General features: G+C 64.7%; 7 protein-coding genes. 5 read left to right on the top strand and 2 right to left on the bottom strand.

The features are described from left to right. The coding region (locus VEI45_RS15605; RefSeq protein ID WP_324854741.1) for an FAD-binding oxidoreductase at positions 1 to 632 on the bottom strand (632 nt) is incomplete at its 3' end. A 143-nt stretch (positions 633 to 775) separates the two neighbouring features. On the opposite strand from VEI45_RS15605, the gene hsaA reads away from it, so the two are divergent. Genes hsaA through VEI45_RS15580 form a run of 5 tightly spaced genes read left to right on the top strand, consistent with a single transcriptional unit; the run spans position 776 to position 5,953 of the window. Next, positions 776 to 1,960, top strand: a complete 1,185-nt coding sequence (hsaA, locus tag VEI45_RS15600; RefSeq protein WP_324854739.1) for a 3-hydroxy-9,10-secoandrosta-1,3,5(10)-triene-9,17-dione monooxygenase oxygenase subunit — start codon at positions 776 to 778, stop codon at positions 1,958 to 1,960. A gap of 3 nt (positions 1,961 to 1,963) precedes the next feature. Further along, positions 1,964 to 2,836, top strand: a complete 873-nt coding sequence (gene hsaD, locus VEI45_RS15595; protein ID WP_324854736.1) for a 4,5:9,10-diseco-3-hydroxy-5,9,17-trioxoandrosta-1(10),2-diene-4-oate hydrolase — start codon at positions 1,964 to 1,966, stop codon at positions 2,834 to 2,836. Next, positions 2,836 to 3,738, top strand: a complete 903-nt coding sequence (gene hsaC, locus VEI45_RS15590) for an iron-dependent extradiol dioxygenase HsaC (RefSeq protein ID WP_324854734.1) — start codon at positions 2,836 to 2,838, stop codon at positions 3,736 to 3,738. The genes hsaD and hsaC overlap by 1 nt, the downstream gene beginning before the upstream one ends. A gap of 9 nt (positions 3,739 to 3,747) precedes the next feature. Next, entirely contained in the window at positions 3,748 to 4,311 is a 564-nt protein-coding gene (gene hsaB / locus VEI45_RS15585) for a 3-hydroxy-9,10-secoandrosta-1,3,5(10)-triene-9,17-dione monooxygenase reductase subunit (RefSeq protein ID WP_324854732.1), read from the top strand. A 52-nt stretch (positions 4,312 to 4,363) separates the two neighbouring features. Then, positions 4,364 to 5,953 carry an FMN-binding glutamate synthase family protein gene (locus VEI45_RS15580; RefSeq protein ID WP_324854730.1) on the top strand — a complete coding sequence of 530 codons (1,590 nt, stop codon included), beginning with the start codon at positions 4,364 to 4,366 and terminating at the stop codon, positions 5,951 to 5,953. A 212-nt stretch (positions 5,954 to 6,165) separates the two neighbouring features. On the opposite strand, the gene VEI45_RS15575 is transcribed toward VEI45_RS15580, so the two are convergent. Then, the coding region (locus tag VEI45_RS15575; protein ID WP_324854728.1) for a hypothetical protein at positions 6,166 to 7,074 on the bottom strand (909 nt) is incomplete at its 5' end.

Below are 7,074 nucleotides of genomic sequence, written 5' to 3'. Positions count from 1 at the left end.
CGGTCGGTGAACGGGGCGGCCAGTTGCGCGAGCGCGGTGGCCGACGGCAATCCCTGCAGCGACTCCAGCCAGTGCACCACGGTCAGCCGGTCGGGGTATTTGGCGGCGAGCTCGCGCAGCGCGTCGCCGAAGATCACCGAGCGCTCGTCGCGGTTGGCGTAGAGCAACACCACCTGCCCGCCGCCTTCGGACAGCGCCGATTTGCAGATCGACATGACCGGCGTGATCCCGCTGCCGGCGGCCAGAAGCAGGAAGTCGTCATCAAGCGTCTTGGGTACGAATGTGCCCGACGGCGCCAGCACGTGAACCCGCATGCCGGGACGGGCGTGATCGCACAGCCAGTTCGACGCGTAGCCGTCGGCTGTCCGCTTGACGGTGACGGTCAGCGCGTCGTCGGTGAACGGCGAGCTGCACAGCGAGTAGCAGCGCGCGACCGATCCGGTGCGGTCGGACGGGACCCGCAGCGTCAAAAACTGGCCGGGGGCGTACCGCAGCCGGTCAGCAGGAACGTCCACCCCGTCGGGCACGGCAAACACCAGCGACCGCGCCTCGTCGGTTTCGGCGAGCACATCGGCGACCTCCAGTTCCAAGACGTGGCTGCCAAGTGGTTCGTCGGGAATTGTGTCCGTCACAACCCCGCCCTTCCGTTTGTCATAACTAGAACAGGTTACAGAAAGTTGGATCGGTATCGCTACCAGCCGCAGGAATAGCCTGCTCGACACAAATCGGAACGTGTTCTAGTCTCTGTCTAAGTAAGCCACCTATGGAGGAACCAGTGACGTCCATTGAACAACGTGACGCCCAGTCGGTCCTAGACGGCATCGACGAACTGCTGCCCAAATTGCGGCAGCGGGCGCAGGAGACCGAAGACCTGCGCCGGTTGCCGGACGCCACGGTTAGCGAGCTTCAGGAAATCGGTTTCTTCCGGTTGCTGCAGCCCGAGCAGTGGGGCGGTCTGCAGTGTGACCCCGCGGTGTTCTTCGAGGCGGCTCGCCGGCTGGCGAGTGCGTGCGGTTCCACCGGCTGGGTGAGCTCGATCATCGGCGTGCACAACTGGCACCTGGCGCTGTTCGACCAGCAGGCCCAGGAAGAGGTCTGGGTTGACGACACCAACGTCCGTGTCTCGTCGTCCTACGCCCCGATGGGCGCGGGCATCGTGGTCGACGGCGGCTATCTGGTCAGCGGATCGTGGAACTGGTCGTCGGGTTGCGACCACGCGACGTGGGCTTTCCTCGGCGGCCCGGTCATCAAGGACGGCCGGCCGGTGGACTTCGGCAGCTTCCTGATCCCGCGCAGCGAATACCGCATCGACGACGTCTGGCATGTGGTCGGCTTGCGCGGCACCGGCAGCAACACTGTCGTCGTCAAGGACGTCTTCGTGCCCCGGCACCGGTTCTTGTCCTATAAGGCGATGAACGACGGCACCGCGGGTGGCTATCGGACGAACACCGCTCCGGTTTACAAAATGCCCTGGGGCACGATGCATCCCACGACCATTTCGGCACCGATCGTCGGCATGGCTTACGGCGCGTACGACGCGCACGTGGAGCATCAAGGCAAGCGGGTGCGCGCGGCGTTCGCCGGCGAGAAGACGAAGGACGACCCGTTCGCCAAGGTCCGTATCGCCGAGGCGGCCAGCGATATCGACGCGGCGTGGCGCCAGTTGAGCGGCAACGTCGCCGACGAATACGCGCTGCTGGCTGCAGGCAAGGAGATCCCGTTCGACCTGCGGGCCCGCGCGCGTCGCGACCAGGTGCGTGCCACCGGACGGGCGATCGCTTCGATCGACCGGCTGTTCGAAGCGTCTGGCGCCACCGCGCTCGGCAATGATCAACCGGTGCAACGCTTCTGGCGCGATGCGCACGCGGGGCGGGTGCACGCCGCTAATGACCCCGAGCGGGCCTACCAGATCTTCGGTAACCACGAGTTCGGGCTGCCGCCCGGCGACACGATGGTTTAAGCCGTGACCGCGACAGAGGAGTTGACCTTTGAGTCCACCTCGCGGTTTGTCGAGGTCGACGTGGACGGACCGCTGAAGCTGCACTACCACGAAGCGGGCGTCGGTCATGACCAGACGGTGATCCTGCTGCACGGGGGCGGCCCCGGGGCGGCGAGCTGGACGAACTTCTCGCGCAACGTTCCAGTACTGGCGCAGCGATTTCACGTGCTGGCCGTTGATCAGCCCGGCTACGGTCACTCCGACAAACGCGCCGAACATGGCCAGTTCAATCACTACGCGGCCAGAGCGCTCAAAGGTCTCTTCGACCAACTCGGCCTGAAACGCGTTCCGCTGGTGGGCAATTCATTGGGTGGTGGCACCGCCGTGCGGTTCGCGCTGGACTACCCCGACCACGCCGGACGCCTGGTGCTGATGGGGCCCGGCGGTCTGAGCGTCAACTTGTTTGCGCCCGACCCGACCGAGGGTGTCAAACGGCTGGGGAAGTTCTCCGTCGAGCCCACCCGGGAAAATCTCGAGGCGTTCCTACGGGTGATGGTCTACGACCAGAAGCTGATCACCCCGGAACTTGTCGACGAGCGGTTCGCGTTGGCCAGCACTCCGGAATCACTGGCCGCGACCATCGCGATGGGAAAATCCTTCGCCGGAGCCGATTTCGAACTCGGCATGATGTGGCGCGAGGCCTATCGGCTACGCCAGCCGGTGCTATTGATCTGGGGCCGCGAAGATCGGGTCAACCCGCTGGACGGCGCGCTGGTGGCGCTGAAGACCATCCCGCGAGCGCAACTGCATGTGTTCGGGCAGTGCGGACACTGGGCGCAGGTGGAGAAGTTCGACGAGTTCAACAAGCTGACCGTTGATTTCCTGGGAGGTGCGTAATGAGCATCCGTTCGCTGGGCTACCTGCGCATCGAGGCCACCGATGTGGCGGCGTGGCGGGAATACGGTCTGAAAGTCCTCGGCATGGTCGAGGGCAGCGGAGCGGGCGAGGGCGCGCTGTATCTGCGGATGGACGATTTCCCGGCCCGCTTGGTGATCGTGCCGGGCGAGCACGACCGGCTTTCGGTGGCTGGCTGGGAATGTGCGAACGCCGAAGGCCTGCAAGAGATCCGCAACCGGCTCGACATTGAGGGCACGCCCTACAAGGAGGCGTCCGCCGCCGACCTGGCCGATCGGCGGGTGGACGAGATGATTCAATTCTCCGATCCCTCGGGCAACTGCTTAGAGGTGTTCCACGGTGCCGCGCTGGAGCACCGTCGTGTCGTCAGTCCGTATGGGCATTCGTTCGTCACCGGTGAACAGGGCCTGGGGCATGTGGTGCTGTCCACTCGTGACGACGCCGAGGCCTTACACTTCTATCGCGATGTGCTCGGCTTCAAGCTGCGTGACTCGATGCGGCTGCCACCGCAGTTGGTCGGACGGCCCGCCGACGGGCCACCGGCGTGGCTGCGCTTCTTCGGTTGCAACCCGCGCCATCACAGCCTGGCCTTCATGCCAGCGCCGACACCCAGCGGCATCGTGCACCTGATGGTTGAAGTTGGGGAGGCCGACGACGTGGGCCTGTGCCTGGACCGGGCGTTGCGCCGCAAGGTGCCGATGTCGGCCACGCTGGGCCGCCACGTCAACGACCTGATGTTGTCTTTCTACATGAAGACACCAGGCGGATTCGACGTCGAATTCGGTTGCGAAGGCAGGAAAGTCGACGATCACGATTGGATCGCCCGGGAGAGCACCGCTGTGAGCCTGTGGGGCCACGACTTCAGCGTCGGCTTCCGCGGCTAGTAGGAGAAGATGTCGGAGCAGATCGAGTCACGAACCTTCCGGCAGGTGCTGGGGCAGTTCTGCACGGGTATCACGATCATCACCACGGTGCACGACGACGTCCCAATCGGCTTCGCCTGTCAGTCGTTCGCGGCGCTGTCGCTGGAGCCGCCGCTGGTGCTGTTCTGCCCGACCAAGATCTCGCGGTCATGGAAAGCCATCGAGGCCACCGGGAAGTTCTGCGTGAACGTGTTGACCGAGAGTCAAAAAGACGTGTCGGCGCGGTTCGGCTCCAAGGAGCCGGACAAGTTCGCCGGTATCGACTGGAGCGTCTCACCTTTGGGTTCGCCCGTCATCGACGGATCGTTGGCCTACATCGACTGCACGGTGGCCTCGGTGCACGACGGCGGCGACCATTTCGTGGTGTTCGGTGCGGTCCAGTCGCTTTCGGAAGTGCCCAAGATCAAGCCGCGGCCATTGCTGTTCTACCGCGGCGACTACACCGGCATCGAGCCGGACAAGACCACACCGGCGCAGTGGCGTGATGACCTGGAGGCGTTCCTGACGACGACCACCAAGGACACCTGGCTCTAGCGCTGGCGCTACGCTCGGCGATGAAAAACCTGCTGCGGAAAGCGGGGCTGCATTGGTCCGGTTTGGCTCTGTCGCGTTGTTGACGGCTCTGGCGGTGGCATTGCTGTCCCTGGCCATCTTGGGACCGTGGGGCTGGTGGATTCCCGCGGCGGTGGTCGCGGCCATTGCGGCCACCGGCATCTACGACCTCGTCCAGCGTAAGCACTCGGTGCTGCGGAACTACCCGGTCCTGGGGCATATGCGGTTTCTGCTGGAGGCGCTGCGCCCGGAAATGCAGCAGTACTTCATCGAGCGCAATTTCGACGGCCGCCCTTTCGACCGCGACGTCCGCTCATTGATCTACGAGCGGGCCAAAGGTACTGCGGCCGAATTGGCTTTCGGGACCGAGCGCGATATAGACCAGGTCGGCTACGAATATCTGGTGCATTCGGCGGCCCCGGCCGATCCCCCCGACGAGCCATTTCGGGTGCGAATCGGTGGACCCGACTGCGCGCGACCGTACGACATGGCGCTGCTGAACGTCTCGGCGATGAGCTTCGGCGCGCTTTCGGCCAACGCCCTACGCGCCTTGAACAACGGCGCCCGCAAGGGGCGGTTCGCCCACGACACGGGCGAAGGTGGGCTGACTCCGTATCATCTTGGCGGTGCCGACGTGGTTTGGGAGATCGGCTCGGGCTATTTCGGCGCCCGCGCAGGAGACGGCGCGTTCGATCCGGATCAGTTTGCGGACAAGGCGGCTCACGATCTGGTGAAGTGCATCTCGATCAAGTTGAGCCAAGGCGCCAAGCCCGGCATCGGTGGCGTGCTCCCGGCCGCAAAGGTCAGCCAGGAGATCGCCGGCTACCGAGGAGTTCCGGTCGGCCAGAAGTGTGTCAGCCCGGCGGCACATTCGGCGTTTCACACACCGCGCGAACTGATCATGTTCGTGGCGCGGCTGCGTGAATTGGCTGGCGGGAAACCGGTGGGCTTCAAGCTGTGTGTCGGTTCCCGGGTCGATGTGCTGGCGACCTGCAAGGCGATGCTGGCCGAAGGGGTGACGCCCGACTTCATCATCGTCGACGGCGCCGAAGGCGGAACCGCGGCGGCGCCGTTGGAATACGAAGACAACGTTGGTCTTCCGCTCACCGACGGATTGATGATCGTCCACAACGCCTTGGTGGGAACGGGGCTGCGGGACAGGATACGGATCGGGGCGAGCGGGAAGGTCGCCTCCGGAAACGACATCGTCAAGCGCCTGATCCAGGGCGCGGATTACACCAACTCGGCCCGAGCGATGATGATGGCCCTGGGCTGCATCCAATCTCAGCGGTGTCACACTAACCACTGCCCGGTCGGCGTCGCGACCCAGGATCCGTATCGGGCTCGAGCTCTCGATGTCACCGACAAAAGCGAACGCGTGTACCACTACCAGCGGGCCACCGTCGCCCAGGCGATGCGCCTTATGGCCTCGATGGGCGTCTGCCACCCGTCGATGCTAAACCCGCAAATGCTGCGCAAGCGCGTATCGCCGACCTCACAACGTTCGTATGCGGAGCTTTACGAATGGCTTGCGCCGGCAGCGTTGCTCGACCATGCGCCGCCCACCTGGCGGTCGGATTGGGACGTCGCCGACCCGGACTCCTTCACCCCTGCCGGCACCTGACAGTCCGCGAACCAGGAGGGACTCATGGATGCACGGTTCGGCAGGCGTTCGATGCTCGCGCTCGCCGCGGCGGGTGCCCTTGGGTCGGGTTCAGAACAGCTTGGGACTGGTTGGGGCGAAGGCGGATTCGTGTGGATCGCTTATGACAGCCTCGAAGCAATGGCCCAGGGACGAGGGGTGTACGTACCCGTCTCTGCTTGACGCCGCGCGCATTAATGCCAGCGGGCCTGGTGATCGGCGTGTGTGGGCAGGTAGGCGCCCGGGCCGAAGAACTCGTCGTAGAAGTCGACGTCGAGATGTTGCGCCTGTAGATACATCAGCACGTGCACGGTCGGCACGGTGCCGGGCAGCTTTCCGAAGGCATCGTAGATGTAGGAAGCCTCGACCGTGACGAGCTCCTGAATGCCATCGGGTGGCAGCGCCGAAGCGCGCACCTTCGGTGTATCCGACCACGGCCCTTGGGTATCGGTGTGAAACGGCCCGCCGAGGCCGTACTTTCGCGCAACCAGCTTGTCTACTCCCGCCGCTACCGACGGCACGTGCGGCGGGCTGAGCGTCTCGAAGTATCCGGGCAGCCCGGTGACATTGGGGAAGGGCCAACGCTCGTCGTCGTCGGCGACGAAGCCCAACCCGGGTGCGCTCGGGTCACCGGAGCCACCCAACACCGACAACCGATTGAGCCCGTCGTAGGTCCAGCCGCCGAGACCCATCGCCTGCAACATCAGCACCCCGTTGTTAGCGGCGATTGCCAGTTCCGCGCTCGACTCGGTGAGTGTGTACTGCTCGACGAACGACAGCGGAATCGGGTCGTCGGCATGCGGTAGCGCGGAAAACCGTTCCAGGCCAGGGACGGCGCGGCCGTTGATGTCATCGACGATCGGGTAGCCGTTCGCCGCGAAGAACCACAGGTTTTCCATCAGGTGCTCGGCCAGATCGGCTATCGGAAACGCCAGCAGGCTGCCCGGATGGTTGCCGATCCAGATGTTGTGACCTTCCATATGCGGTTCCGCGCGAGGCAGTTCCAGACGCGCGTCCGAGATGCGCACGTAGGACTCGGCGGTGTGACTGATCCACTCCTGGATGTTGTCGAAATCGCGCGGATGCTCATCGCGGCTGGGCAG

It is taken from the genome of Mycobacterium sp. (assembly GCF_035623875.1).
GTDB lineage: Bacteria > Actinomycetota > Actinomycetes > Mycobacteriales > Mycobacteriaceae > Mycobacterium.
The sequence above is the reverse complement of the archived record's forward strand: the minus strand, read 5'-3'. Positions and strand labels throughout refer to the sequence as shown.